The sequence below is a fragment of the Paraburkholderia youngii genome (genome assembly GCF_013366925.1).
Taxonomy (GTDB): domain Bacteria; phylum Pseudomonadota; class Gammaproteobacteria; order Burkholderiales; family Burkholderiaceae; genus Paraburkholderia; species Paraburkholderia youngii.
Window position 1 is genome coordinate 2,641,884 of sequence record NZ_JAALDK010000001.1, and the last position, 25,515, is coordinate 2,667,398.

Consider the following 25,515-nt stretch of genomic DNA (forward strand, 5'->3'; position numbering starts at 1 on the left):
GCCTGCATAAACCCATCAGCGCCAGTAAACGCCCTGCGCAGGTTGTTGTTGCTCGACACTCCACTCGTCGCTGGGCGGCGCCGTTCTTTCGGGTTGAGGCGCGGGGAACGGCCTCCGCACTGTCTGGCGACGGACGTTGCATACCCGACATCGCCTGAAGCCGCCAATGCCGGCACTCCCGAAATTTACTTGACATCTAAACTATCAAAACCTAAATTAATCTCAACGCGGAGTTCATTTTGGGGAACCAGCATGCGCATAGTCTGTATCGGGGGCGGCCCGGCCGGTTTGTACTTCGGTCTGTTGATGAAGAAGCGCAACCCCGGCTATGAAGTCACGGTGATCGAGCGCAACCGCCCCTACGACACCTTCGGCTGGGGCGTCGTGTTCTCCGACCAGACGCTCGGCAATCTGCGCGCCGCCGACGCCCCGAGCGCCGAGGCGATCCTCGACGCGTTCAATCACTGGGACGACATCGAGATCCACTTCCGCGGCCGCAGCGTGCGTTCGTCGGGCCACGGCTTTTGCGGCATCGGTCGCAAACGCCTGCTGAATATCCTGCAGGCGCGCTGCGAAGAACTCGGCGTGAAGCTCGTGTTCGAAACCCAGGTCGTGGACGACAGCGCATACGACGCGGACCTGATCATCGCGAGCGACGGCCTGAACAGCGCCGTGCGTCAGAAATACGCGCACACCTATCAGCCGGACATCGACGTGCGCGACTGCCGCTTCGTGTGGCTCGGCACGAAGAAGCTGTTCGACGCGTTTACGTTCGCGTTCGAGGAAACCGAATTCGGCTGGTTCCAGGCGCACGCCTACCGCTTCGACGATCAAACCTCGACGTTCATCGTCGAAACCCCGGAACGCGTATGGCGCGCCGCCGGTCTCGACGAAATGAGCAAGGAAGACAGCATCGCGTTCTGCGAGAAGCTGTTCGCGAAGTACCTCGACGGCAATGCGCTGATGTCCAACGCGGCGCATCTGCGCGGCTCGTCGCAATGGATCCGTTTTCCGCGCGTCGTCAACAAGGAATGGGTGCATTGGCGCCGCAACGCGAACGGCACACGAACGCCGATCGTGCTGATGGGCGACGCGGCGCATACCGCGCACTTCTCGATCGGCTCTGGCACCAAGCTCGCGCTGGAAGACGCGATCGAACTCGCGAACAGCATCAGCGCGCATCCGGGTTCGCATCCTGACGATCTGGCTGCAGCGTTGAAGCACTACGCCGAAGTACGCAGCGTCGACGTGCTGCGCATCCAGAACGCCGCGCGCAATTCGACCGAATGGTTCGAGCACGTCGATCGCTATACGTCGTTCGAGCCGGAACAGTTCGCCTATTCGCTGCTCACGCGCTCGCAGCGCATCTCGCACGAGAACCTGCGCGAGAGAGATTCGCAATATCTGTCCGGCTTCGAAGACTGGCTCGCGAAGCGCGCGGGCGTCGAGCGCGCGGCGGACAAACATTCGATTCCGCCGATGTTCACGCCCTTCAAGGTGCGCGGCGTCACGCTGAAGAATCGCGTGATGGTGTCGCCGATGGCGCAGTACTCGGCGGTAGATGGCGTGGCAGGCGACTACCACCTGATGCATCTCGGCGCGCGCGCAATGGGCGGCGCCGCGCTCGTGATGACCGAGATGACCTGCGTGTCGCCCGAAGCGCGCATCACGCCGGGATGCCCCGGCATGTACGCGCCCGAGCATCTGGCCGCGTGGAAGCGCATCGTCGATCTGGTGCATCTCCAATCGGATGCGAAGATCGGCATCCAGCTCGGCCACTCCGGCGCGAAAGGTTCGACGCGCGTCGCGTGGGAAGGCATCGACCAGCCACTCGACGAAGGCAACTGGCCGCTCGTTTCGGCGTCGCCGCAGCAGTATCTGCGCGGCATCAGCCAGCATTCGCGGGAAGCCACGCATGAAGAGCTGCGCGCAATCGAGCAGCAGTTCGTGAAGGCGACGCGCATGTCGATCGAAGCGGGTTTCGACTGGCTCGAATTGCACTGCGCGCACGGCTATTTCCTGTCGAGCTTTCTGTCGCCGCTGACGAATCACCGTACCGATGAATACGGCGGCTCGCTCGAAAACCGTCTGCGTTATCCGCTGCAGGTATTCAGCGCGATCCGCGCGGTGTGGCCGCAGGACAAGCCGATTTCGGTGCGGATTTCCGCGCACGATTGGGTCGAAGGCGGCAACACGCCCGACGACGCCGTGAAGATCGCGCAAGCGTTCAAGGCCGCCGGCGCGGACATGATCGACGTGTCGTCGGGCCAGGTCAGCAAGGAAGAAAAGCCCGTGTTCGGCCGCATGTTCCAGACGCCGTTCGCCGATCGCGTGCGCAATGAAGCCGGCATCGCGACGATCGCGGTCGGCGCGATTTCCGAAGCGGACCACGTGAACAGCATCATCGCGGCGGGCCGCGCGGACCTGTGCGCGATCGCGCGTCCGCATCTCGCGAATCCGTCGTGGACGTTGAACGAAGCGGCGAAGATCGGCTATCTCGACATCGCGTGGCCGAAGCCCTACACCGCCGCGAAAATGCAGCTCGAACGCAACCTCGAACGCGAGCGCGCGCAGGCCATCGCCAACGCCGGCCTGACGGCGCAACAACGCGCGCAACGCGCCGAAGGAACCGTGTGAACACGTCAGACACCTCTCTCGCCGCCCAACACGCGGTCGTCACCGGCGGCGGCAGCGGCATCGGCGCAGCCATCGCGCAGGCGCTGCTGCGCGCCGGCGCGCGCGTCACGCTGATGGGCCGCAACGCACAACGCCTCGAAGCGCAGCGCGAACAATGCGCGGCACTCGGCGATGTCGCGTGCATCAGCATGGACGTCACGCAAGAAGAGTCGGTGGCGCGCGCATTCGGTGAGGCGGGCGCCGTCGATATCCTCGTCAACAACGCGGGGCAGGCGCAGGCCGCGCCGTTCACGCACACCGATCTCGCGCTCTGGCAGCGCATGCTCGACGTGAATCTGACCGGCGTGTTTCTGGGCACCCGCGCTGTACTGCCGGGCATGCTCGAGCGTGGCTATGGCCGTATCGTCAACGTCGCAAGCACCGCGGGGCAGATCGGCTATGCGTACGTCGCCGCGTATTGCGCCGCGAAGCACGGCGTGGTCGGTCTCACGCGCTCGCTCGCGCTCGAAACCGCGACGCGCGGCATCACCGTCAACGCCGTGTGCCCCGGCTACACCGAAACCGAGCTGCTGCATGCATCGCTCCAACAGATCACGAGCAAGACCTCGCGCACCGAAGCCGAGGCGCGCGACACGCTGCTGCGCTCGAATCCGCAGCGCCGCTTCGTGAGTCCGGAGCAGGTCGCGAACGCGGTGTTGTGGCTGTGCCGCCCCGGCTCGGATGCGATCACGGGGCAATCCATTTCCATTTCGGGTGGGGAAGTAACGTGAGCAAATCAACACAAGCAAAAAAGTCGGCGGCGGATGCGAAACCGTCGCGCAAAGGCGTCGCCCAACCCGCGGAGAACGTCGTGGACCTCGAAATGAGCACCGGTGCGGACAGCCATATGGGCCTGCGTCTGTGGTTGCGCATGCTGACCACCACCAACCTCGTGCAGGCCGAATTGCGCAAACGTCTGCGCACCGAATTCGACACCACGTTGCCGCGTTTCGATCTGATGGCGCAACTCGAACGACATCCCGAAGGCCTGAAGATGACCGAGCTGTCGCGCCGTTTGATGGTGACGGGCGGCAACGTCACCGGCATCACCGATCAGCTCGAAAAAGAGGGGCTCGTCACGCGCGATACCGACCCGAACGACCGCCGCTCGATCAGCGTGTGCCTGACGACGGCTGGCCGCAAGGCGTTCGACAAAATGGCCGTCGCGCACGAGCAATGGGTCGTCGAAATGTTCGGCGGCCTGAGCCTCGACGAAAAGATGAAGACCCATCAGGACCTCGGCAAACTCAAGCGGCATCTGCTCGACAGCCTGAAAGGCTGACTTCGCACTGGAGGCATACATGACACGATCCACCGCCGACGCACTGATGGCCGGCAACCGCCTGACCCTGGCGGGCTACGAGGCGAAGCACTTCGGCTGGTCGGTGACCAGCAAGGTCGCGACGATCACGCTGAACCGCCCCGAGCGCAAGAACCCGCTGACCTTCGAATCGTATGCGGAGTTGCGCGACCTGTTCCGCGACCTCGCGTACGCGACCGACGTGAAAGCCGTCGTGCTGCACGGCGCGGGCGAAAACTTCTGCTCGGGCGGCGACGTGCACGACATCATCGCGCCGCTGATCGATCTGCCGATGCCCGAGCTGTTGCTGTTCACGCGCATGACCGGCGACCTCGTCAAGGCCATGCGCCATTGCCCGCAGCCGATCATCGCGGCCGTCGACGGTGTCTGCGCGGGCGCCGGCGCAATCCTCGCGATGGCTTCCGATCTGCGCCTCGGCACCGCGCGCAGCAAGCTCGCGTTCCTGTTCACGCGGGTCGGCCTCGCCGGTTGCGACATGGGCGCATGCGCGATGCTGCCGCGCATCATCGGCCAGGGACGCGCCGCCGAACTGCTGTTCACCGGCCGCTCGGCAAGCGGCGACGAAGCTCACGCATGGGGCTTTTACAACCGCCTGTGCGACCCGGCCGCGCTCATCGAAGAAGCGCACAAGCTCGCCGCCGATCTCGCGTCCGGCCCGACCTTCGCGCACGGCATGACGAAGAAGATGCTGCACCAGGAATGGAGCATGAGCATCGACGAAGCGATCGAATCCGAAGCGCAGGCGCAGGCGATCTGCATGGGCACGCGCGACTTCGAGCGCGCGTACGACGCGTTCGCGGCGAAGACACGTCCGGTGTTCGAAGGAGACTGAGTTGAGCGCCGACCATCAGAACACGCCGATCGACTTGCATAACCCGCTCGCGTGGCCGTTTTTCGAGCCGCGTCATCGCCAACTCGCGGCCGGCATCGACGCGTGGTGCCGCGAGCATCTCAAGCATCAAGATCATGGCGACACCGACGCGACCTGCCGCCTGCTGGTGCGGGAACTCGGTGAGGCCGGCTGGCTGAAATACGGCGTCGGCGGCGTCGCTTATGGCGGCCACGGCGACACGATCGACACGCGCGCGGTGTGTCTGCTGCGCGAAACGCTCGCGCGCTATTCCGGCCTCGCCGATTTCGCACTGGCAATGCAAGGCCTCGGCTCGGGCGCGATCTCGCTCGCCGGCACGCATGAGCAGAAATCGCGCTATCTGCCGCGCGTCGCGAGCGGCCGGGCGATCGCCGCGTTCGCGCTGTCGGAGCCGCAAGCGGGCTCGGACGTCGCGGCGATGGCGCTGGCCGCACGCGAAGAGGGCGACCACTACGTGCTCGACGGCGAGAAGACGTGGATATCGAACGGCGGAATCGCGGACTTCTACGTGGTGTTCGCGCGCACCGGCGAAGCACCAGGCGCGCGCGGCATCAGCGCATTCATCGTGGATGCAGAAACGCCGGGCCTCGACATCGCCGAGCGCATCGACGTGATCGCGCCGCATCCGCTCGCGCGTCTGCGCTTCACGAACGCGCGCGTGCCGAAGAGCCAGATGCTCGGCGCGCCCGGCGAAGGCTTCAAGATCGCAATGCGCACGCTCGATATTTTTCGCACGTCGGTGGCGGCCGCATCGCTCGGCTTCGCGCGTCATGCGATGGCCGAAGGCCTCGCGCGCGCGGCGTCGCGCAAGATGTTTGGCCAGACGCTCGGCGACTTCCAGTTGACGCAGGCGAAGCTCGCGCAGATGGCGCTGACGATCGACAGCAGCGCGCTGCTCGTCTATCGGGCCGCGTGGCTGCGCGACCAGGGCGAAAGCGTCACGCGCGAAGCCGCGATGGCGAAGTGGCACGCGAGCGAAGGCGCGCAGCAGGTGATCGACGCAGCCGTACAGCTTTACGGCGGCATGGGTGTGCAAAGCGGCAGCGCGGTCGAGATGCTGTACCGCGAGATCCGCGCGCTGCGCATTTACGAAGGCGCGACCGAAGTGCAGCAGTTGATCGTCGGCCGCGATCTGTTGAGGGCGCATGCCGCTGCGAACGGTAACGCGCAATGAGTACATCGTTCGAGCGGCCCGTCCGCATCCGCTTCTCGCACTGCGATCCCGCGGGCATCGTGTACTTTCCGCAGTACCTCGTGATCACCAACGTGCTCGTCGAAGACTGGTTCAACGAGGGCCTGCGCATCGACTACGCGCACATGATCGCGCGGCGCCGCATCGGCCTGCCGATCGTCAAGCTCGACTGCGAGTTCTCGCGGCCGAGCCAGATGGGCGAAACGATCCTGCTCACGCTCGAGGTCCACACCATCGGCCGCAGTTCTATCGGCATCGAGATTCACGGGCATTGCAACGGCGAAACGCGCTTTCGTTCGAAACAGGTGCTCGTGTTCATGTCGTTCGACAGCGCGAAATCGATCGATCTTCCCGGCGACATCGCGAGCGCGCTCGCGGCGTACGCTCCATCGCCCTCCCCCATCGAGGCTCAGCGCTGATGAAAAAAGCTCTCCTTCCCGCCGGCTGGGTCAAACCGCGCGGCTATGCGAACGGCGTCGCGGCGAGCGGCGGCACACAGGTGTTCATCGCTGGCCAGATCGGCTGGGACGAACAGGCGCAGTTCCATTCCGATGATTTCGCGCTGCAGTCCGAGCAGGCGCTGAAGAATCTGCTTGCCGTGCTGCGCGAAGCGGGAGGCAAGCCCGAACATCTGGTGCGCCTCACCTGGTACGTGACCGACAAGCGCGAGTACCTCGCATCGCTGAAGGACATCGGCCGCGTGTTTCGCGAGCTGATCGGCGACTACGACATCGCGATGAGCGCGGTGCAGGTCGTCGCGCTGATGGAAGACCGCGCGAAGGTCGAGATCGAAGCCACCGCGGTGATTCCGCACTGAACGTCATACAGGTATCGAACGCACAGGCAAGCCCTTCACACCGAACGAAGCGCATTTTCCGGCTCAACGCCCCGGGAGACCATGATGGAACCGTCAGCACACGTCGATACTTTCGCGCGCGACAATCTTCCGCCGCAGGATCAATGGCCCGTCTTTCTGCTCGACAATCCGGACGTCGCCTATCCGCCGCGGCTGAACTGCGCGACCGAACTGCTGGAGCGGACCATCGAGGCCGGACATCGCGACCGGCCGGCGATCTGGTCAGACGTCCATGGCAAGCCGCAAGCAACCACGTACGGCGAACTGCTCGCGCTGGTCAACCGCAGCGCCCATGTGCTCGTCGATGAAATGGGCTTGCGGCCCGGCAACCGCGTGCTGCTGCGTGGACCGAACACGTTGCAGATGGCCGTCGCCACACTCGCGGCGCTGAAGGCGGGGCTCGTCGTGGTGCCGACCATGCCGCTGCTGCGCGCGAAGGAACTCAAGCAGATCATCGAGAAAGCGCAGGTCAGCGCCGCGCTTTGCGACGCGCGCCTGACAGCGGAACTCGAGCGCTGCACGAATCCGCGCGACGAGTTCTACTGCGCAGTGCTGAAGCAGACGCGCCGCTTTCACGACGATTCCGCCGATTCGCTCGAGACGCTCGCCGCCAACAAGCCAGAGGACTTCACCGCATGCGACACCGCCGCCGACGACGTCTGCCTGATCGCGTTCACGAGCGGCACGACCGGCGCGCCGAAAGGCTGCATGCATTTCCATCGCGACATGATCGCGATGTGCGATCTGTTCCCGCGTCATGTGCTGAAGCCTTCCGCGAGCGACATCTTCTGCGGCACGCCGCCGCTCGCGTTCACGTTCGGGCTCGGCGGCCTGCTGTGCTTTCCGCTGCGCGTCGGTGCGTCGACGGTGCTCGTCGAAAAGCTCACGCCGCAGACCTTGCTCGACGTGGTCGAACGTTTTCATGCGACCGTGATGTTCACCGCGCCGACGTTCTATCGGCAGATGGCGCCGCTCGTCGCGCAACACGACGTGTCGTCGCTGAAGAAGACCGTGTCGGCCGGCGAGGCGCTGCCCGATTCGACGCGGAGTCTGTGGCGCGACGCGACTGGCATCGACATGATCGACGGCATCGGCGGCACCGAGCTGATCCACATCTTCGTTTCGTCGCAAGGCGCGGAGATCCGGCCTCACGCGATCGGCCGCGCGGTGCCGGGCTACGTCGTGCAAGCCGTCGACGACGACATGCAACCCGTGCCGCCCGGCACGATCGGCAAGCTCGCAGTGCGCGGCCCGACCGGCTGCCGCTATCTGGCCGACGACAGACAGTTGCGCTTCGTGCGCGATGGCTGGAACCTGCCGGGCGATTCGGTCTATCTGGACGCGGACGGCTACGTGTTCTACCAGGCGCGCGCCGACGACATGATCGTGTCGGCCGGCTACAACATTTCCGGCCCCGAGGTGGAAAGCGTGCTGATGCAGCACGAGGCGGTAGCCGAATGCGGCGTGATCGGCGTGCCCGACGAAACGCGCGGGCAGATCGTGCGGGCCTTCGTCGTGGTGAACCCCGGCTACACGGCCGACGATAAACTGGTCGCGCAACTGCAGGATTTCGTTAAGAATAACGTCGCGCCGTATAAATATCCGCGCGTCATCACGTTCGTCGGCGCGCTACCGCGCACCGAAACGGGCAAGCTCAAACGTTTCGAGTTGCGCATGATGACGTAACCCGTATCTATCATAAGACTGGAGACAGACCGCATGGCCGGCTCTTTCATCGAAGTCGTCGCCCACGATGGCGGCCGTTTCAACGCTTACGTCGCGCGCCCCGCGCAGGGCTCGGGCCCGGGGCTCGTGCTGCTGCAGGAAATCTTCGGCGTCAATGACACGATGAAGGCGACCGCCGATCGCTACGCCGAAGAAGGCTACGTCGTGCTCGTGCCCGATCTGTTCTGGCGCATCAAGCCGGGCATTTCGCTTGGCTACGGCGACGCCGATATGAAACAGGCGCTCGGCTATCTGGGGCAGTTCGATACGGATGTCGCCGTGAAGGACATCGCCGCCACGATCGCCACGTTGCGCGAACTGCCCGAGCAGGCTGGTAAGGTGGGCGTGGTCGGCTACTGCCTCGGCGGCAAGCTCGCGTTTTTGAGCGCGGCGCGCACCGAAGTCGATTGCGCGGTCAGCTATTACGGCGTGGGGCTTGACGCGCATCTCGACGAAGTATCGGCAATCAACTGCCCGATGGTGTTCCACTTCCCTGAAAACGACGCGCACTGTCCGCCCGAAACGCGCGAACGCATTGGCGCCGCACTGCGTACGCGGCCGCAGATCGAGCAATACGTGTATCCCGGCTGCGATCACGCGTTCGCCGCGCCGCAGCGCAAGCAGTACGACAAGCCGGCCGCGATGATGGCGTACTCGCGCACGCTCGCGCTGCTGCGCAAGGTGCTCGGTCCAGTCTACGATCTGAACGCGCTGTGGGAAGCGCATTGCTATCACGAGTTCGCGACACGCGACGTCGATGCGGTGATGCCGACGATGGTCGCCGAGCCCTACGTCAATCATGTTCCGACGATGACGGGCGGTGTCGGGCATGACAATCTGAAGCGCTTTTACACGCATCATTTCGTCAACTCGAATCCGCCCGATACGAAGCTGATCCCGATTTCACGCACGATCGGCTCGGATCGCGTCGTCGATGAGTTCATTTTCAGTTGCACGCATAGCTGCGAGATCGACTGGCTGCTGCCGGGCGTCGCGCCGACCGGCAAGTACTTCGAGGTGCCGATGCTCGCCGTGGTGTGCTTCCGCGGTGACAAGCTTTATAACGAGCACATCTATTGGGATCAGGCTTCGGTGCTCGTGCAGGTGGGGTTGCTCGATCCGGAGGGTTTGCCGGTGGCGGGGATTGAGAGTGCGAGGAAGTTGCTGGATGAGACTTTGCCGTCGAATGGGTTGATGGGGGGTAAGTCTAAGGTTTGAGGATGTGGTCATTCCCTCGATGAAAATCGGGCGATCATCCGGTCATAGAATGACGGCGGCAGTTTTACAAACGACGCGTCGTCGTCGCCACGAGAAAATGAAACGCCTTCGTCGTCCAGCCAAATCAATTCAGGAACGGGCGTGCTGAAGGTTCGGCGCACCAGCAGTTTGCCTGAGACAGCGTCGTAGACCTGACCGCGATAGTCCGGGTCGTTGCCGCCTCGCCATTGGAGCAGGCATCGCTCTGCAATGTAGCGGCCGTTCTTTGACGTGCTTTTGATGCACTCGCTCGCATTCCCGGTATCGGTGTGCGTCGCGACGAGAAGTACGGCAAACATCATTGCAAGCACTACCGCAGCCAATCCGATCGATCGCCCGTGTTTCACAAGTACACCTTGATCGGTGGGTCGATTCGAACAAACTTTCGATCCGAATAGATCACGCGGTCACCTCCTCGTTGTGTTTTATTGACTACTCTCTAAAGTCCTTATTGTGAACCGGGTAGTACACGTCGCCAACCATCACCGCGGGCGGCTCGAAGAAACACGGCGTCCCCTACGAGATCAAGCGTTATGGGCGCGATCCGAAGAGCTGCCGCCCAGGATTTCGTAGTTGGACGCGAAATGCGCGGATGCTAGACTCGAAAACCCATCGTCGGTGATCGACCGAATCCGCGTAAATCCGCGTAAAGGGGCACCCGCATGACCCACTCCCTCCACGGCAAGCAACGTTGGCTCGCACTGATCGTGCTCTGCCTCGGCGTGCTGATGATCGTGCTCGACACGACCATCGTGAACGTCGCGCTGCCGTCCATCGCCACCGATCTCGGCTTTAGCGAAACCTCCCTCGTATGGGTCGTCAACGCCTACATGCTGACGTTCGGCGGCTGTCTGCTGCTCGGGGGACGGCTTGGCGATCTGTACGGACACCGCAAGCTGTTCCTGTGCGGCATTACGCTCTTCACGCTCGCTTCGCTCGCCTGCGGCCTCGCGAATTCGCAAGTGCTGCTGGTCGCCGCGCGCGGCGTGCAGGGCCTGGGTGGTGCGATCGTCTCGGCGGTCTCGTTGTCGCTGATCATGAATCTGTTCACCGAACCCGGTGAACGCGCGAAAGCGATGGGCGTGTATGGCTTCGTCTGCGCGGGCGGCGGCAGCATCGGCGTGCTGCTCGGCGGACTGCTCACCAATCTGCTGAGCTGGCACTGGATCTTTCTGGTCAACCTGCCGATCGGCATTGCGGTGTACGCGCTGTGCCTCGCGCTCTTGCCCGCCGCGCGCGGACACGCGCACGGCGAACGGCTCGACGTGGCCGGTGCGCTCAGCGTGACCGCATCGCTGATGCTGGCGGTCTATGCAATCGTCAACGGCAACGAAGCGGGCTGGACTTCTGCGCAAACTCTCGGCCTGCTGTGCGTCGCGCTCGCACTGCTTGCGGTGTTCCTCGCAATCGAGGCGAGAGTCGAACATCCGTTGATGCCACTCGGTCTGCTGCGTTTGCGCAATGTCGCGACCGCGAACGTGGTCGGCGTGTTGTGGGCGGCCGCGATGTTCGCGTGGTTCTTTATTTCGGCGCTGTATCTGCAGCGCGTGCTCGGGTACCGGCCGTTGCAGGTGGGGCTCGCGTTTCTGCCCGCGAATCTGATCATGGGACTCTTTTCGCTGGGATTGTCGGCGCGTGTGGTGATGCGCTTCGGGCTGCGCGGGCCGCTCGCGGCGGGCCTGCTGATCGCTGCATGCGGGCTCGCGCTGTTCGCGCGCGCGCCCGTCGGCGGCAGCTTCGTCCCCGACGTGTTGCCCGGCATGTTGCTGCTCGGCTTCGGCGCCGGCATCGCATTCAACCCGCTGCTGCTCGCCGCGATGAGCGATGTAGATCCCGCCGATTCGGGCCTCGCGTCGGGCATCGTCAATACGTCGTTCATGATGGGCGGGGCGCTCGGGCTCGCGGTGCTCGCGAGCCTTGCCGCGGCGCGTAGTGAGGCAATGCAGGCGTCGTCGAGCGCGGCGGCCGCGCTGAACAGCGGGTATCACGTCGCGTTTCTGTTTGGGGCGGTCTTTGCGGCGGCGGCCGGCGTGCTGGGTGGGCTGTTGCTGCGGCCGGGGCAGGCGGGCGGCGCTGCGGGCGCGCAGAGTGACGTGGTGGAGTCGGCCCGGCCCTCCGCCGCGACTGCAAAACAGCAAGCACGATCAAATGCCTGAGTTCGCCGCTGACTATGCTGGCTTCATGCTGACATGAGAACTGAGATGAACCCGGTTGGAAAAGCGCTCTGGTATATCGAAAGCCACTTCGCGGGCGAATTGACGCTCGACGACATCGCCCGCGGTGGCTGCGTATCGCGCTTTCACCTCGCCCGCGCGTTCGAAGCGGCCACCGGGATGCCGGTGATGCGCTACGTTCGCGCACGGCGTTTGAGCGAGGCCGCACGACGTCTCGCGGATGGTGCGCCCGACATCCTCGCGGTCGCCCTCGACGCCGGCTACGGCTCTCACGAAGCATTCACGCGCGCGTTTCGCGACCAGTTCGGGCTCACGCCCGATGCGCTGCGCGCGCGGGGTCATCTCGACAACCTGAGCATCGTGGAGCCGATCAAAATGGACGAAACCCTTCTGACCCATCTGGAACCGCCGCGCTTCGAAGACGGCAAGCCGCTTCTCATCGCTGGACTGAGCGAGCGCTATACGTGCGAGACCAGCAAGGCGATTCCCTCTCAATGGCAGCGCTTTGGCGCCTGGTACGGCAGGGTGCCGGGACAGGTCGGCAAGGTGGCTTATGGCGTTGGCTATAACGCCGACGAATTGGGCAACTTCGACTATATGTGCGGCGTCGAAGTCAGCGATTTTTCCGCATTGCCGCCGGAGCTGAGTCGCGTACGCATCGCGGCACAACGCTATGCGGTGTTCAGTCATCGCGAGCACATCTCGGGCATTCGTCGCACGATGAATACGATCTGGAATCAGTGGTTGCCCGCATCAGGGCACGTGCCTGCCGATGCACCGCACTTCGAACGGTATGGCGAGCAGTTCGATCCGGTGACGGGAATGGGTGGAGTCGAAGTCTGGTTGCCGCTGAAAAGCTGATGCCTGATTCGGCGGATGGCCGCGGATGGCCGCTGCGACCGGCCATCCGCCTGATCGATCACGGAGTGGCGTGTCCCCGATCATGCAATGCATGCACGTCGTCGTATTCCCGCGAAATGTCCTTATTCGTGTAATCGCTCAATCGCATAGCGGCGGCCACGCTAATCACCGCACACACGAACACATACCACGCCACCGCAAATCCCGAATGGAAGTAAGCATAAAGCGCGGTCGCAATCAACGGTGCCGGACCGCCAGCGATGACGGAAGCCAACTGGTATCCCATCGACGCGCCGCTGTAGCGCAAGCGCCCCGTGAACGATTCTGCGATCAACGCGGCTTGGGGACCATACATCATTGCGTGCGGCACCAGCGAAAGCACGATCGCCGCGAAGATCCATCCCGGGTTATGAGTTCCGACCATGAAGAAGTACAGGAAACCGAATAGCCCGACAGCAGCGGCGCCTATCACGTACATGCGTCGGCGTCCGATCAGATCGGACACGTGACCGAACAACGGAATCGTGAAGAATTCCAGCACCGAAGCAGCCAGCACCGCGGTGAGCAACAGATCGCGTGTAACGCCCAGACTCATCACGCCATAGGTGAAGATAAAAGCCGTGAAAATATAGAAAGGCGCCTGTTCGGCCATACGCGCAAGAGCCGACAGAAGAATGTCTTTCGGCTGCCGGCGCAAGACTTCACGCATTGGCGCCTTTTCGATCCTGCGCTCAGCGAGAAGCTTCGCGAAGATCGGCGTCTCGAGGATACTCAAGCGGATATAAAGGCCAATCGCGACCAGCGCAATACTGAGGAAAAACGGCACTCGCCAGCCCCACGTGAGAAATGCGCTACCGGAGATCCGACTGGTGGCCAGTACCACCAGATTCGCGACGAACAATCCCGCCGGTACGCCGAACTGCGGCCACGACGCGACGAAACCACGGTGCTTGTTGGTGCGTGCCCATTCCATCGACATCAGCACAGAACCGCCCCACTCGCCTCCCACGCCCACACCCTGAATAAAGCGCAGAGCCGTGAGCGCGATCGCCCCCCAGATGCCGATCGACGCGTAGGTCGGAACGAAGCCGACGGCGAATGTCGCGACTCCCATCAGCAATAGCGTCACGATCAACGTTGCTTTACGTCCGATGCGATCGCCATAGTGGCCGAAAATCGCCGCGCCCACCGGCCGCGCGATAAAGCCGACGGCGTAAATCAGAAAAGCCTGGAGTGTGCCGACGAGCGGGTCCGATTCAGGAAAAAACAGCTTCGCGAATACCAGACCAGTGACCGTGCTGTACAGGAAGAAGTCATACCATTCGATCGTGGTACCAATCGTGCTGGCGATGACAGCGCGGCGCAACTGGCGCCGTGCCTCCTCACCGGAGAGGGGCATAGCCCCAGATTGCGTGGCAGCCATTTGATATCTCCCCAAAATGGACGGGTGACATCCTCAGTTGACACCCAGGGTATTGGGTGGTTCCGGTGATTAGGCGAGATGCCGAAAGCGGAACCGCCTTTCGGCTTCTGTCATGGCCGAGAGCCTGGATCGATGAAAACCCGTATCTGCACCATTATTCGCAGAGATCGGGGCTTTGTTTCCAAGATACATTCCGCAATTGCATTTTTTGCCGCATCTACAATCCGTCAATCATCGCTTCAATGCAATTGATACCGACGCGAAAATTGGATCGGAGCCCGAATGAACCCAAACTTCGGAGACCACGCGCAGAACGGTTAGGCATCTCATATGCTCATCGCCTCCGTTCCCCTAGTCACACCAACGGAATGTAGATATCCGTCTGCCATTGATCGACTGGCGTCTCAGGATAGACGCTCAGGTAGTGGAAAAACAGCGGATGATCTCGCAACTCTTCTCCACTCGAAGGCAGCCAGTCGCGATAGATCGGGTAGATCGTCTCGCCGATGTGATCGGTCGATCCCGTGTGTCGCACCACTGCGCACCGTCCGCCCGGCATGACGAGTTCGCGCACGCCATAGCGATTGGGTGCGACCGGCTCGTCGATCTCTCCGCAGATATCGAAGCGGAATTCCTCCGCTGGCACGGTGTCCGGATTGCCGTGCGGGATGCCGAAGGTCCTGCTCGACCCCACCGGCGATTGTCCGCTTTGAACACGCCAATCGATGAACTTGCGCGCACTCTCGTTGACGAGTCCAGGTGAACCACAATGCTCGAGCGCGGCAACCCGGGTTTCCGCAAAATCGACGATTTTCACTTGCATGGTCAGTCTCCTTGAAAGATAGGGAACAATAAAACTCGCACTCCAGAACTGCCATGCTGGATGCCGTCGAAACGCGCTCGGCGCCATGCCGAACGCACGCTTGAACGCGCGGCTGAAGGCTTCGGGACTGTCGAAGCCGGCGTCGAGCGCGGCATCGAGAACCGAGCACGACGCCCGCGACGCGAGGCGGTGAGCCGCGCGACGCAAGCGCATCAACTGCACGTAGCGTGCGACGGGCACGCCGACATACGCGACAAACTGTCGATGGAAATGAAACATCGAGAAGTTTGCGATACGGCTTAGCGCGTCGACCGACAGATCACCCTCGAGGTTTGCGTCGATATAGGCGAGAACGGTTTCGAAGCGTTTAGCGTAAGCGGCGGTGGCGTCCGTGTGAGTTAGCATGGTCTGGATCGGGCGAGTTCCGATATGGTCGCCGAGGTTGGACACATCTTACCTAGCCGGACTTGCTCGATCTTCGATTGGCTCGCTGCCGAGCCTGGAGAATCTGCGTAAACTTATTCCTTTGCCTCGCTTCCTGAGATATCCGCCGATGCCCTCTTCGATCAGCAATTCGCTCCTCTGGATCTTCGACGCGTTCGAACGCGATCCGACTTATCTGCGCCGGCGGATGTTTGGCAGCGATGCCGCGTATATCGACGGCCTGTTGTGTCTGGTTGCGGCCGATCGCGATAAGCCGTGGAATGGGCTGCTCGTTTGTACATCGCAGGAACGCCATGCTGCGCTGATTACCGATCTGCCTGCATTGCGGCCTCACCCGGTACTCGGGAAGTGGCTCTATGTGCCGCAGGAGGACCCTGCGTTTGAAGACACTGTCGAGCAGTTGACGGCGCTCGTTCTGGAGCGGGACCCGCGAGTGGGGGTGGAACCAAAGCCGAAAAAGCGGCGCGGAAAGTCGGTATTGCCGGAGGCTTGAAGCGCGTCAGACTCTTACCGGCGAACCCGGCAAGCCTCCTTTGCCTTTCAGATATCCCACTCCGTCCGCCAGACCAAATTCACGCCGTGCCCCATCCCTCGGCCAACGCACATCGAATTTCGCAAGGGCGCCGGGAACTCATTTTATTCAAATAGACCGGTCCAGTTGTCTGGAAGAACCTCGTATCGTCCTACACGGACATCCCTAACGACTACGCGCGTGCAACGCCCGCTATCTCCGGAAACGTACTGATACTCGGCAATCAAAGCGGCAAACTGTCGAGTCCGCAACCGGCCCTCCGCAACCGGCCCAGGTCTTTGCCGTCGACAAGAACACCGGCCTGCGGCTTTGGCACACCCAAGTCGATCCAACCACGTATTCAATGGTCACGCAGTCCGCCGTCATCGCGAACGGTACGGCTTTCGTAGGAACGAAATCGAACGAAGAATTGATGGCCGCCTATGTCCCCCCGCCTGCGTGGCAGTGGAGTTTCCGCGGCAGCGTCGTCGCGCTCGAGGTCGCGACCGGCGCAATCAAGTGGCAGACATACACGATGCCGACGGGTTATTACGGCGGCTCCGTCTGGGGAAGCACGGGCGCCGTCGACGTCGATCGCAATACGGTGTTCATGGGTTCCGGCAACAACTGGGCAGTACCTCAGGCCGTACTCGATTGCATGAACAGCGGCGGCACGCCGACATCGTGCATCGACCCGAACGACCACTTCGACTCGATCCTCGCGCTGGACATGACGACGGGCGCAGTCAAATGGTCCGCGCGCGGACTGCCGTACGACACGTGGAATGTCGGCTGCGGCCTCAACGTGCCGGGCGTCTTCACTCTTCCGCCGAATGCCAACTGCCCCAATCCGCAGGGTCCGGACTGGGACTTCGCGCAAGGGCCGATGCTCTTCGGTGGCAATGGCAATGCCGGCCGACTGGTCGGCGCGGGACAAAAGAGCGGGATGTTCTGGGCCTTCGATGAAGAAACGGGCGCACTGCGTTGGTCCACCCAGGTCGCCCCCGGCGGACTCACAGGCGGTCTGCAGTGGGGATCGGCCAACGACGGCCAGTTTATTTACGTTGCGGCATCGAACAGCGGGATGACCGGCTCGGGCACGACGCCAGGCGTATGGCAGTTGGCGAACGGCGGCGGCACCACCACGTCGGGCGGCTGGGCATCGCTCAACGCGAATTCCGGCGCGGTCAAGTGGACCACGCCGGACCCACTCGGAAGCCGCGCGGAGGCAGCGGTCAGTGTCGCGAATGGCGTGGTGTTCGGATGCAATCTCGACTACACGAAAGGCACGATGTACGCGCTCGATTCTTCCAACGGAAAAGTACTGTGGTCATTCGATAGCGGCGGCGCGTGCAATGCCGGACCGGCCGTTGCGGACGGCGTGGTGTTCTGGGGTTCTGGTTCAACGAACGGACCGGGGCCGCAAAAATTGTTCGCCTTCGGTCTGTAGGAAACGCCAAAGGCCTCGTCCTTTCACGGCGGGGCCTTTGGCTCTTTGCTACGATGTGAGTCTGTTCCGAGGCCGGCGCATTTGGCGCGTGCGTACCGCCAGCCGGACCGGAATCACCACCGAACTCACCGAGCACCAGACCTTGACGATCCACATCCGCCCCGCCACCGCCTCCGACGCCCCCCTGATCCTGCGCTTCATCACCGAACTTGCGATCTACGAGAAAGCCGAGCACGAAGTCGTCGCCGGTATCAAAGACATCGAGAAAAGCCTGTTTTCCGAGGGCGCGCCCGCGAAAGCGCTGATCTGCGAAATGAACGGTGCGCCCGTCGGTTTTTGCGTGTACTTCTTTTCGTATTCGACGTGGCTCGGCAAGCAAGGGCTTTATCTGGAAGACCTGTACGTGTCGCCCGCGTCGCGTGGCAGCGGCGCAGGCAAACAGATGCTGCGCCATCTCGCGCAAATCGCCTGCGAAACGGGCTGCGGCCGCTTCGAATGGAGCGTGCTCGACTGGAACGAGCCGGCCATCGGCTTCTACAAGTCGATCGGCGCGAATCCGCAAAGCGAATGGGTGCGTTACCGTCTCGCGGGCGACGCGCTCAAGGCATTCGCCGAAGGCGAAACCGCACCGAACACCTAAGCGCGATCACTGCGCGAAGGCCGCGACGGGCGCCACCTCGAACGCATCGCCCGTCGCGAAGAAAGTGCCGCCTGCCACGTAATGGCACGTGCGCAGGTCGGGATCGTCACCGAAATGCCAGCGGTTGTGCGAATACACGCGGCTATCCGCATACGCGGCGACCACTTCTCCGATGATCAGATCATGCCGCTGGCTGTCATCCGGAATCACCTTGCATTCCATCCACGTGATGCAGCCGGCCAGCATCGGCACGTCGATTTTTTGCGCGCGGAAGGTCTCGAGATCGAACGCGGAGATTGTAGCGGGGCGGAAGAAATGCGATGCGCGCAGTGCGCAGCCGCAGTGTGGAGCGATGGGCGGGCGAATCGAACTGCCGGGCGGCAGCCCACGAGCCGCCGCCCGACCAGACTTCAAGCGAACTTCAATGGCCGCTCAATGATGCGGCGCCTTGCCGTTCGGCACCACATTGTGCGGCTTGTGCTGCTCTTCGCCGAGTCCCGGGAAGAACGCGTTCCAGGCGGCGCGCACACCCTGCGCCGCGGTGGCCTCGGCGCTGACCGACTCGGCCGCGCCGTCCGCGGCTTTCGACGGATCGGCGGATAGGCCGCGCCAATGCGTGAACACGAGCAACGGCTTTTCGGTCCATACGCCGTCGCCAAATTTCGCAAACGCCGTGTCCCCGCTCGCCAACTGCACCTCGTACCAGCCTTCGCGTACGGGCGTATGGATGGCCAGCTCAAACCACGGGGTCGGTTCGATTTCCTTCATATCGTCTCCGGTCGGATAAATCGTCATCGAGAACCACACTCAATGCATTGTTCGTGCCCATCGCCGGCGCGACACCTGCGACGCGGCGGGCCGAGCAACCACGGCACATGCGGGCAGACCCAGCCAGACCCAGCACTTCGGAGCGAAGTCGCCGCGCATACGACACGATAGCGCGACATGGTCCGGGCGGACAAACGTAAAACTTACATATCCTGGGTGGCCGGCGTACGACGTTGCGGGGTGGGCTTTTTGCGGGACCGGGCGGGTTTTCCAGCGGGTTTCCCGGCGGATTTTGCCGCGCGCTTCGCAGCCGGTCGCGCCTCGCTCTGCATCTCACGCACCAGCTCCGCCAGCGCTTTCACCGCCGGCCCCAAGCGCTCCGCCTCCGTATTGCCATACCCGATCACGAGCCCGTTGGTCTGCTCCGACGCCCCGATCGCGAACCCCGACAGCGCGCGCGGACCGAGCCCCAACGCAAGCGCCCGCGCCGTCAGCGCGCGATCGTCGAGCGACGCGGGCAGCCGCAGCGTCAGATGCATCCCGCAATCGCCGCCAAGAATCGTCGCCGTCGGAAAATGCTCGGCCAGCGCGTCGCGCAGCGCCTGCTGGCGCTCGCGGTACAGCCGCCGCATCCGCCCGAGATGCCGCCCGAATTCGCCGCTTTCGAGGAAATGCGCGAGCGCCAGTTGCTCCAGCCGGTGCCCGCCGCGCAGCATCTCTTGCAGCGCAACAGCGGCATGCGCGGCGATCGCCCGAGGCAGCACGACGAAGCCGATGCGCAGCGCCGGAAACATCGTCTTGCTGAACGAGCCGACGTACAGCACGGGCGCCTCGTCGACGAGGCCCTGCATGCTCGCGATCGGCTCGCCGGTGTGGCGCACCTCGCCGTCGTAATCGTCCTCGATCAGCCACGCGCCGCAACGCCGCGCCTCTGCAATCAGTTCGAGCCGCCGCGCCACCGACAACACCGCGCCGGTCGGATACTGATGCGCGGGCGACGTGTAGATCAGCTTCGGCGGATGCGTGCGCCACGCGTCGGCCGGCACGGCCATGCCTTCGGCATCGACGGGAATCGGCAGCAAGCGCAAATCGCCCGCGTTGAAAGCGGCCTTCGCGCCGCGGTAGCCGGGGTCCTCGGTCCATGCGATATCGCCGGGATTGGTCAGTAGCCGCACGCACAGGTTCAGCGCCTCCTGCGCGCCCTCGGTGATCACGACCTGCGAGCCGTCGCAGCGCACGCCGCGCGCCATCCGCAGATGCGCGGCGATCGCGTCGCGCAACGCCGCTTCGCCGGCCGGCGTGCCGTAGCCGAGCGCGTGCGGTAAGGCGCGCTCCATCGCACGTTCGAGCGCGCGCCGCCACGCGGCCAGCGGGAAGCGGTCGAGCGCGGGCGTGCCGGGGGTCAGCGCATAGCTGTTGTCGGCGTGCTTGTGCGTCGCCGCGAACTGCTCGACGCGCGTCGCGTACACGACCTCCGGCGCGGCCGGCGCCGTCGCCCGCTCGCCGCGCGCGGCGGGGCTCGACAGCGGACTCACGCGCGTGCCCTGGCGATCAGCGATGACGTAGCCGACCGCGGCGAGATGTTCGTAAGCGATCACGACGGTGTTGCGCGACACGCCCATTTCGGCGGCGAGCAGCCGCGACGACGGCAGCAACGACCCGGCCGGCAGACGGCCAGCGTGAATCGCCTGCTGCAGACGTTCGATCAGCTGCTTTTGCAGCGGCGCGGGCCGAGTGGCCCCGCTGGCGCCGCTCGCGGCGGAAACGTCGTTCGCATGGACGAGCGGTCCGATAATTTCGATCATGGCGGCTGGACCTATCGAATAAGCGTGTCGTGGATCTTTTGAACATACCACGTTTGCCGTATCGTTCCTGCATCGACGACCAGGAGAAAGGACATGGAACCCACACGTAACGCCTACGGCCAGCCGATCGGCGCGCCCATGCCCGGCTGGCACGGCGCGCAGCCGCCGGGCCGCGAGCCGCTGAGCGGCCGCTATTGCCGGCTCGAAGCCGTCGACGTCGAGCGCCACGCGGCCGACCTGTTCGACGCGTACCGCTCGGCCACCGACGGCCGCGACTGGACCTATCTGGCGGTCGGCCCGTTCGACAGCCTCGCGGCCTATCGCGAGCACCTGACGCGAATGGCGGCATCGAAAGATCCGCTGCACTACGCGGTGATCGACCTCGCGACGGGCAAGCCCGTCGGCACGCTGTCGCTGATGCGGATCGATCCGGCCAACGGCGTGATCGAAGTCGGCCACGTCACGTACTCGCCGCGGCTCAAGCGCACGCGCATCGCAACTGATGCCATGTACCTGCTGCTCGGCGAAGTGTTCGACAAGCTCGGTTACCGCCGTTTCGAATGGAAATGCGATTCGCTGAACGAGCCGTCGCGCAAGGCTGCGCTGCGCTACGGGTTCACGTTCGAGGGGATCTTCCGGCAGGCGATCGTCTATCGCGAGCGCAATCGCGACACGGCGTGGTTTTCGATCATCGACAGCGAATGGCCGGCATTGCGTTCGTGTTATCAGCGGTGGCTGGACGCGGGCAATTTCGATGCGCAAGGGCAGCAGGTCGAGCGGCTTGCCGATCTGATCGCGCAGCGGCGAGCGGCGGACGAGGCCCGGTAAAACCAGGCGATCGCATCGGCGCGCCGCCGATTCCCCGCACGCGGCGCGCTTGCGCCAGCCTTTCGCTGCGCGCCGCCAACCCCGGCAACGCGCGCAACTTCGCCCTACACTGGCTCCATACGTTCGTGCGCCGCTGCCGAAGCGCGATTGTCACAGCGCACCAGCATGTGCCGCGCGTGCCTCCGTCCATGCCGTTACAGCCCAGCCGATGAAATCCCGTCTGCGCTACCTGAGCGCATTGCTCGTCAATCTCGCGCTGCCCTTGCTTGTCTACCGGCTCGCGTTTCCGCACTGGGGGCAGACGGGCGCGCTCGCCGCGTCGGCGTTGCCGCTGATCGCATGGATGACGGTGGATCTGCTGCGTTACCGGCATTTCGACGCGCTGAGCGCACTCGTGCTCGCTGGCGTGCTGCCAGCGCTCGTCACGAGCCTCGTGTTCGGCGACGCGCGTCTGCTGTTGATCGAAGATCCTATGGTGTCGGGCTTTATCGGCATCACGTTTCTCGCGTCGCTCACGCTGCGCAAGCCGATGGTGTTCTATCTGGCGCGCTCGACGATGTCGCGCGAAGATCATCGCAGCGTGGAAGTGTTCGAGCGACATTGGCGCGATCGTCCGATGCTCTCCACCTATATTCGCCTGATGACACTCGTGTGGGGGATTGGCATGATCGGCGAGAACATCGTGCGAAGCGCGATCGTGCTGCATTGGCCGAACGACCCGCGCTCGGCGCTTGCATCCACTGCGCTGCGTTATGGTGTGTACGTGTCGCTGACGCTGTGGACGATCCTGATTCGCCGGCGTATCAAGAGGGACGCGCAGCGCTATCCGGCGGATGAGGCGGCGGCGGAGAGTTCGGCGGCTGGTGCGTGAATGACCGCGCCGGCGGTCCGTTCATGCCAACTCCTGGAACCTGGCCAAACAAGGATTCCGGTTCGCCGGCCACCAGGCGAGCACCGCCGCAGACAGCGCGGAGCTCCAGCCGTTATCACCGCCCTCCTACGTGATCTCGTATCCGCCTTCGGCGGTTAGCGAACGCGAGGCCAAACGCGGCTCGCGCCGTGCGTGGTAAATTCCAGCGTCGGCAAGACAACTCCAAGAACGTTCGGGTGCCCTGAACATCTTCGTCCGGTCCACCCGCCCCTGGCGTACAAGGTAGATCGATGATCGACGTGAGTCAGCGTATTGTCTGGCGGCGCCTCTCCGTTGCGCTGTGCAGTTGCATCGCGCTGGCCGGCTGCATGGTCGGCCCCGACTACCACGCGCCGCCCGCGCCGGCCACGAACACTTTCACCCCCACGCCACTGCCCGACCAGACCGCCTCCGCGCCCGGCCCCGCCGGCCTGCCGCAGCGTTTCGCGCCGGCCCAGGACATTCCCGCCGCATGGTGGACGCTGTTTCATTGCGAGCCGCTCGACGCGCTGATCCGCGAGGCCATCGCCAATAGTCCGAACATGACCGCGGCCCAGGCCGCGTTGCGCCAGGCCCGCGAAAACTACATCGCGCAGGCGGGGGGCACCTTGCTGCCGAGCGTCGACGCGCAACTCAACGCCACGCGCGAAAAGATCAACGGCATCGCGTTCGGTCAGCCCGGCCTCGTCGAAGAATTCAATCTCTACAACGCGTCGGTCAACGTCTCGTACAAGCTCGACGTGTTCGGCGGCGCGCGGCGCGAACTCGAAGCGCTGCATGCGCAAATCGACTATCAGCGCTTCCAGCTGCAGGCCGCCTATCTGACGATATCGGCCAACATCGTGACCGCGGCGGTCAAGGAAGCGTCGGTGCGCGCACAGATCGACGCGACCGAGCGGATCGCCACCGAGGAAGAGCAGCAGCTGAACGTGCTCGACCAGCAACTCTCACTCGGCGGCGTGAGCCGCGCGGCCGTACTCGCGCAGGAAACGCTGCTCGCGCAGACCCGCGCGACGCTGCCGCCGCTCTATCAGCAACTCGACCAGGCGCGCCACCAGCTTGCGGTGCTCGCCGGCAAACTGCCGAGCGACACCGGCGTGCCCGAATTCACACTCGACATGTTCTCGCTGCCCGACACGCTGCCCGTGAGCCTGCCGTCGTCGCTGGTGCGCCAGCGCCCCGACATCCTCGCCGCCGACGCCACGCTGCATCAGGCGAGCGCGCAGGTCGGCGTCGCGACCGCGGCGATGTATCCGCAGATCACGTTGTCCGCGAGCTACGGCGCCGAGGCGCTGACGCCCGCGCAGGTGCTCAGGGCGGGCAGCACGATCTGGAGCATCGGCGCGGGCTTGCTGCAACCGGTCTTTCACGGTGGCCAGCTGAGCGCGCAGAAGCGCGCGGCCGAGGCCGCCTACGAGCAGGCCGGCGCGCAATACCGCGAGACGGTGCTGCTCGCGTTCCAGAACGTCGCGGACACGCTGCGTGCGCTCGAACACGATGCGACCGGCCTCAAGGCGCAGACCGACGCGTCGCGCGCCGCGAGCGATTCGCTCGAACTGACGCGCGGGCAGTATCGCGTCGGCGGCGTGAGCTACCTCGCGCTGCTCGACGCGCAACGCCAGTATCAGCAGACAGTGGTGAGTCTCGCGCAGGCGCAGGCCGCGCGTTACGCCGACACGGCCGCGCTGTTCCAGGCGCTCGGCGGCGGCTGGTGGAATGGCGCGGCGCCCGAGTCGGCCGCCGCGCCCGCCGCCGCAACGCCACATTGACCGTGCCCTGACACAACCCTCAGCCCTCGCCCCAAGCCGAGCAAGGACATCACGATGGCCGAAAGAGAACCGATGACGAAGCGCATGGTGATTATGTTGATCTGCGTCGGCCTGCTGCTCGCCGGGCTGGTCGGCTTCAACCTGTTCCGCGCGCACATGTTCGCGAAGTTCATGGCGGCCAACACCACGCCGCCCGCGACGGTGTCGGCGGTGGTGGTCCACTATCAGTCGTGGCAGCCGCAGCTCGCGGCGGTCGGCAGCCTGCGCGCGGTGCGCGGCGTCGACGTGACGACCGAAGTCGCCGGCCTCGTGCGCCAGGTCGCGTTCGTGTCGGGGCAGGAAGCGAAAGCCGGGCAGATCCTCGTGCGACTCAATGACGACAGCGACGTCGCGCTGCTGCAATCGCTGCAGGCCGCGGCCGACCTCGCGCAGACGGTCTACGAGCGCGACCGCGCGCAGTACGACATCAAGGCGATCGCGAAAGCGCAGCTCGACGCCGATGCGGCGGACCTCAAGGGCAAGAAGGCGCAGGTCGCGCAGCAGCAGGCGCTCGTCGACAAGAAGACGATTCGCGCGCCGTTCGCGGGGCGCCTCGGCATCACGACGATCAATCCGGGGCAATACCTGAATCCGGGCGATACGATCGTCACGCTGCAAGCCATCGATCCGATCTACGCCGACTTCTCGGTGCCGCAACAGCAGCTCGGCCAGCTCGCGATCGGCGCGACCGTCAGCGTAGATACCAACGCGTACAGCGGACGAAGCTTCACCGGCAAGATCCAGTCGATGAGCCCGAAAGTCGACAGCGCGACGCGCAACGTGCAGATCGAGGCGAGCGTCGACAATCGCGAGCGCAAGCTGCTGCCCGGCATGTACGCGAACGTGAAGATCGACTCGGGCGCCGAGGAGCGCCACTTAACGCTGCCGCAAACGGCGATCACCTACAACCCGTATGGCGCGACCGTGTTCATCGTGAAGCCCGGCACGCAGCCCAACGCGCAGGGCAAGACGCTGCCCGTCGCGCAGCAGGTGTTCGTGACGCCGGGCCCGACGCGCGGCGACCAGGTGGCGATTCTGAAGGGCGTCGACGACGGCACGCAGGTCGTGACGAGCGGCCAGCTCAAGCTGAAGAATGGCACGCCGCTGATCATCGACAACCGCGTCCAGCCGTCGGACAGTCCGGATCCGACGCCGCAGGAACAATAAGCGAG

Annotated in this window: 23 protein-coding genes and 2 pseudogenes; 19 read left to right on the plus strand and 6 right to left on the minus strand. The window is 64.1% G+C overall.

Annotation, left to right across the window (positions count from 1 at the left end):
* Positions 1-252 precede the first annotated feature (252 nt).
* From G5S42_RS12255 to G5S42_RS12295, 9 genes are all read left to right on the plus strand, one after another.
* Complete coding sequence (locus G5S42_RS12255; protein WP_176106973.1) at positions 253-2,637, plus strand: bifunctional salicylyl-CoA 5-hydroxylase/oxidoreductase; 2,385 nt, start codon at positions 253-255, stop codon at positions 2,635-2,637.
* The gene (locus G5S42_RS12260; protein WP_176106974.1) at positions 2,634-3,407 is read left to right on the plus strand and encodes an SDR family NAD(P)-dependent oxidoreductase; all 774 of its coding nucleotides are present in this window, start codon (positions 2,634-2,636) and stop codon (positions 3,405-3,407) included. Before G5S42_RS12255 ends, G5S42_RS12260 begins: the two co-directional genes overlap by 4 nt.
* A complete protein-coding gene (locus G5S42_RS12265; RefSeq protein WP_176106975.1) occupies positions 3,404-3,958 on the plus strand; it encodes a MarR family winged helix-turn-helix transcriptional regulator in 555 nt (184 codons plus the stop codon). Before G5S42_RS12260 ends, G5S42_RS12265 begins: the two co-directional genes overlap by 4 nt.
* Before the next feature lie 19 nt (positions 3,959-3,977).
* Positions 3,978-4,829, plus strand: a complete 852-nt coding sequence (locus G5S42_RS12270) for an enoyl-CoA hydratase family protein (RefSeq protein ID WP_176106976.1) — start codon at positions 3,978-3,980, stop codon at positions 4,827-4,829.
* 1 nt (position 4,830) lies between these two features.
* A complete protein-coding gene (locus tag G5S42_RS12275; RefSeq protein ID WP_176106977.1) occupies positions 4,831-6,042 on the plus strand; it encodes an acyl-CoA dehydrogenase family protein in 1,212 nt (403 codons plus the stop codon).
* On the plus strand, positions 6,039-6,479 hold the full coding sequence (locus tag G5S42_RS12280) for an acyl-CoA thioesterase (RefSeq protein WP_176106978.1): 441 nt from the start codon (positions 6,039-6,041) through the stop codon (positions 6,477-6,479). Before G5S42_RS12275 ends, G5S42_RS12280 begins: the two co-directional genes overlap by 4 nt.
* Positions 6,479-6,877, plus strand: coding sequence for a RidA family protein (locus G5S42_RS12285; protein WP_176106979.1), 399 nt, complete (start codon positions 6,479-6,481; stop codon positions 6,875-6,877). Before G5S42_RS12280 ends, G5S42_RS12285 begins: the two co-directional genes overlap by 1 nt.
* A gap of 84 nt (positions 6,878-6,961) precedes the next feature.
* The gene (locus G5S42_RS12290) at positions 6,962-8,602 is read left to right on the plus strand and encodes an AMP-binding protein (RefSeq protein WP_176106980.1); all 1,641 of its coding nucleotides are present in this window, start codon (positions 6,962-6,964) and stop codon (positions 8,600-8,602) included.
* A 33-nt stretch (positions 8,603-8,635) separates the two neighbouring features.
* Positions 8,636-9,859, plus strand: a complete 1,224-nt coding sequence (locus G5S42_RS12295; protein WP_176106981.1) for a dienelactone hydrolase family protein — start codon at positions 8,636-8,638, stop codon at positions 9,857-9,859.
* Between the two features lie 8 nt (positions 9,860-9,867).
* Here the strand turns inward: G5S42_RS12295 and G5S42_RS12300 are convergent, their stop codons facing one another.
* The gene (locus tag G5S42_RS12300; RefSeq protein WP_176106982.1) at positions 9,868-10,245 is read right to left on the minus strand and encodes a hypothetical protein; all 378 of its coding nucleotides are present in this window, start codon (positions 10,243-10,245) and stop codon (positions 9,868-9,870) included.
* A 315-nt stretch (positions 10,246-10,560) separates the two neighbouring features.
* Between G5S42_RS12300 and G5S42_RS12305 the strand changes: the two genes are divergently transcribed.
* Positions 10,561-12,054, plus strand: a complete 1,494-nt coding sequence (locus tag G5S42_RS12305; RefSeq protein ID WP_176106983.1) for a DHA2 family efflux MFS transporter permease subunit — start codon at positions 10,561-10,563, stop codon at positions 12,052-12,054.
* A 45-nt stretch (positions 12,055-12,099) separates the two neighbouring features.
* Positions 12,100-12,933 (plus strand): AraC family transcriptional regulator, encoded by an 834-nt coding sequence (locus tag G5S42_RS12310; protein ID WP_176106984.1) that lies wholly within the window; start codon positions 12,100-12,102, stop codon positions 12,931-12,933.
* 58 nt (positions 12,934-12,991) lie between these two features.
* Here the strand turns inward: G5S42_RS12310 and G5S42_RS12315 are convergent, their stop codons facing one another.
* Positions 12,992-14,356 carry an MFS transporter gene (locus tag G5S42_RS12315; protein WP_176106985.1) on the minus strand — a complete coding sequence of 455 codons (1,365 nt, stop codon included), beginning with the start codon at positions 14,354-14,356 and terminating at the stop codon, positions 12,992-12,994.
* A gap of 355 nt (positions 14,357-14,711) precedes the next feature.
* The gene (locus G5S42_RS12320) at positions 14,712-15,584 is read right to left on the minus strand and encodes an AraC family transcriptional regulator (protein WP_176106986.1); all 873 of its coding nucleotides are present in this window, start codon (positions 15,582-15,584) and stop codon (positions 14,712-14,714) included.
* A gap of 148 nt (positions 15,585-15,732) precedes the next feature.
* On the opposite strand from G5S42_RS12320, the gene G5S42_RS12325 reads away from it, so the two are divergent.
* From G5S42_RS12325 to G5S42_RS12335, 4 genes and pseudogenes are all read left to right on the plus strand, one after another.
* The gene (locus G5S42_RS12325; protein WP_176110499.1) at positions 15,733-16,116 is read left to right on the plus strand and encodes a hypothetical protein; all 384 of its coding nucleotides are present in this window, start codon (positions 15,733-15,735) and stop codon (positions 16,114-16,116) included.
* A 322-nt stretch (positions 16,117-16,438) separates the two neighbouring features.
* A pseudogene (locus G5S42_RS45155) lies at positions 16,439-16,759 on the plus strand (hypothetical protein); the annotation flags it as partial.
* A gap of 459 nt (positions 16,760-17,218) precedes the next feature.
* Positions 17,219-17,584: an outer membrane protein assembly factor BamB family protein gene (locus G5S42_RS45160; RefSeq protein ID WP_281375091.1), complete on the plus strand. Its 366-nt coding sequence runs from the start codon at positions 17,219-17,221 to the stop codon at positions 17,582-17,584.
* A gap of 142 nt (positions 17,585-17,726) precedes the next feature.
* Complete coding sequence (locus tag G5S42_RS12335) at positions 17,727-18,224, plus strand: GNAT family N-acetyltransferase (protein ID WP_176110500.1); 498 nt, start codon at positions 17,727-17,729, stop codon at positions 18,222-18,224.
* A gap of 6 nt (positions 18,225-18,230) precedes the next feature.
* Here G5S42_RS12335 and G5S42_RS12340 read toward each other — a convergent pair.
* The 3 genes and pseudogenes from G5S42_RS12340 to pdxR form a co-directional block, all read right to left on the minus strand.
* Positions 18,231-18,518: pseudogene (locus tag G5S42_RS12340) on the minus strand (flavin reductase); the annotation flags it as partial.
* A 138-nt stretch (positions 18,519-18,656) separates the two neighbouring features.
* Positions 18,657-18,992: a hypothetical protein gene (locus G5S42_RS12345; protein WP_176106988.1), complete on the minus strand. Its 336-nt coding sequence runs from the start codon at positions 18,990-18,992 to the stop codon at positions 18,657-18,659.
* Positions 18,993-19,195: 203 nt separating this feature from the next.
* The gene (gene pdxR / locus G5S42_RS12350; RefSeq protein WP_176106989.1) at positions 19,196-20,797 is read right to left on the minus strand and encodes a MocR-like pyridoxine biosynthesis transcription factor PdxR; all 1,602 of its coding nucleotides are present in this window, start codon (positions 20,795-20,797) and stop codon (positions 19,196-19,198) included.
* 93 nt (positions 20,798-20,890) lie between these two features.
* Here pdxR and G5S42_RS12355 point away from each other — a divergent pair, with 93 nt between their 5' ends.
* The 4 genes from G5S42_RS12355 (at position 20,891) to G5S42_RS12370 (ending at position 25,510) form a co-directional block, all read left to right on the plus strand.
* Positions 20,891-21,625: a GNAT family N-acetyltransferase gene (locus G5S42_RS12355; protein ID WP_176106990.1), complete on the plus strand. Its 735-nt coding sequence runs from the start codon at positions 20,891-20,893 to the stop codon at positions 21,623-21,625.
* 208 nt (positions 21,626-21,833) lie between these two features.
* Positions 21,834-22,496 (plus strand): VC0807 family protein, encoded by a 663-nt coding sequence (locus tag G5S42_RS12360; RefSeq protein WP_176106991.1) that lies wholly within the window; start codon positions 21,834-21,836, stop codon positions 22,494-22,496.
* 290 nt (positions 22,497-22,786) lie between these two features.
* Positions 22,787-24,304, plus strand: a complete 1,518-nt coding sequence (locus G5S42_RS12365; protein ID WP_176106992.1) for an efflux transporter outer membrane subunit — start codon at positions 22,787-22,789, stop codon at positions 24,302-24,304.
* A gap of 54 nt (positions 24,305-24,358) precedes the next feature.
* Positions 24,359-25,510, plus strand: a complete 1,152-nt coding sequence (locus tag G5S42_RS12370) for an efflux RND transporter periplasmic adaptor subunit (protein ID WP_176106993.1) — start codon at positions 24,359-24,361, stop codon at positions 25,508-25,510.
* The last annotated feature ends 5 nt before the right edge of the window (positions 25,511-25,515 follow it).

Bases quoted from the DNA above. Each gene is read 5' to 3' on its own strand.
- G5S42_RS12325 (WP_176110499.1), top strand. From the start codon at position 15,733: ATGCCCTCTTCGATCAGCAATTCGCTCCTCTGGATCTTCGACGCGTTC.
- G5S42_RS12360 (WP_176106991.1), top strand. From the start codon at position 21,834: ATGAAATCCCGTCTGCGCTACCTGAGCGCATTGCTCGTCAATCTCGCG.
- G5S42_RS12345 (WP_176106988.1), bottom strand. From the start codon at position 18,992: ATGAAGGAAATCGAACCGACCCCGTGGTTTGAGCTGGCCATCCATACG.
- G5S42_RS12355 (WP_176106990.1), top strand. From the start codon at position 20,891: ATGGAACCCACACGTAACGCCTACGGCCAGCCGATCGGCGCGCCCATG.
- G5S42_RS12365 (WP_176106992.1), top strand. From the start codon at position 22,787: ATGATCGACGTGAGTCAGCGTATTGTCTGGCGGCGCCTCTCCGTTGCG.
- G5S42_RS12305 (WP_176106983.1), top strand. From the start codon at position 10,561: ATGACCCACTCCCTCCACGGCAAGCAACGTTGGCTCGCACTGATCGTG.
- G5S42_RS12295 (WP_176106981.1), top strand. From the start codon at position 8,636: ATGGCCGGCTCTTTCATCGAAGTCGTCGCCCACGATGGCGGCCGTTTC.
- G5S42_RS12370 (WP_176106993.1), top strand. From the start codon at position 24,359: ATGGCCGAAAGAGAACCGATGACGAAGCGCATGGTGATTATGTTGATC.
- G5S42_RS12310 (WP_176106984.1), top strand. From the start codon at position 12,100: ATGAACCCGGTTGGAAAAGCGCTCTGGTATATCGAAAGCCACTTCGCG.
- G5S42_RS12255 (WP_176106973.1), top strand. From the start codon at position 253: ATGCGCATAGTCTGTATCGGGGGCGGCCCGGCCGGTTTGTACTTCGGT.
- G5S42_RS12315 (WP_176106985.1), bottom strand. From the start codon at position 14,356: ATGGCTGCCACGCAATCTGGGGCTATGCCCCTCTCCGGTGAGGAGGCA.
- G5S42_RS12290 (WP_176106980.1), top strand. From the start codon at position 6,962: ATGGAACCGTCAGCACACGTCGATACTTTCGCGCGCGACAATCTTCCG.
- G5S42_RS45160 (WP_281375091.1), top strand. From the start codon at position 17,219: ATGACCGGCTCGGGCACGACGCCAGGCGTATGGCAGTTGGCGAACGGC.
- G5S42_RS12280 (WP_176106978.1), top strand. From the start codon at position 6,039: ATGAGTACATCGTTCGAGCGGCCCGTCCGCATCCGCTTCTCGCACTGC.
- G5S42_RS12285 (WP_176106979.1), top strand. From the start codon at position 6,479: ATGAAAAAAGCTCTCCTTCCCGCCGGCTGGGTCAAACCGCGCGGCTAT.
- G5S42_RS12270 (WP_176106976.1), top strand. From the start codon at position 3,978: ATGACACGATCCACCGCCGACGCACTGATGGCCGGCAACCGCCTGACC.
- pdxR (WP_176106989.1), bottom strand. From the start codon at position 20,797: ATGATCGAAATTATCGGACCGCTCGTCCATGCGAACGACGTTTCCGCC.
- G5S42_RS12320 (WP_176106986.1), bottom strand. From the start codon at position 15,584: ATGCTAACTCACACGGACGCCACCGCCGCTTACGCTAAACGCTTCGAA.